Below are 508 nucleotides of genomic sequence, written 5' to 3' on the forward strand. Positions count from 1 at the left end.
TGGACTTCCCCCTGCGGGGTGGAGGGGTGAGATCAGAGCATCATGCGGCGATCGGCATGACGGCCTCCGCACTCATGGCTACCCGCGCCTCGGTGGGCGTACGGTAGCCGACGCCTGAGTTCAGGCGCTGCCTATTATAGAACACCTCGACGTAGTCGAACACCGCCGCCTTCGCCTCCGCGCGGGTGCGGAAGTGGGCTTGGTGGATGTGCTCCTTCTTGAGCGAGGCGAAGAAGCTCTCCATGGGCGCGTTGTCCAGGCAGTTGCCCCGGCGGCTCATGGATTGTGTGATGCCATGCCGCTCCAGTACGAGGCGGTAATCGGCGGCGGCATATTGCACCCCACGATCGCTGTGTAGGATCAGACCCTTCCCCGGCCGGCAACGCTGGAGTGCCATGACCAGTGCATCGATGCCCAACTCCGCCCTCAGAGGGTCGGCCATGGACCAGCCGACGATCTCGCGCGTGGCCATGTCCTTGATCGCGGCCAGATACAGCCAGCCCTCCCC

1 protein-coding gene is annotated in these 508 nt (G+C 64.8%); it reads right to left on the reverse strand.

Annotated elements, in window-relative coordinates:
* Positions 1–40 precede the first annotated feature (40 nt).
* A partial coding sequence (locus ROTAS13_RS25540) for an IS3 family transposase (protein ID WP_139323628.1) occupies positions 41–508 on the reverse strand: 468 nt, incomplete at its 5' end.

The organism is Roseomonas sp. TAS13, from assembly GCF_001950415.1.
GTDB classification, from domain to species: Bacteria; Pseudomonadota; Alphaproteobacteria; order Acetobacterales; family Acetobacteraceae; genus Roseomonas; species Roseomonas mucosa.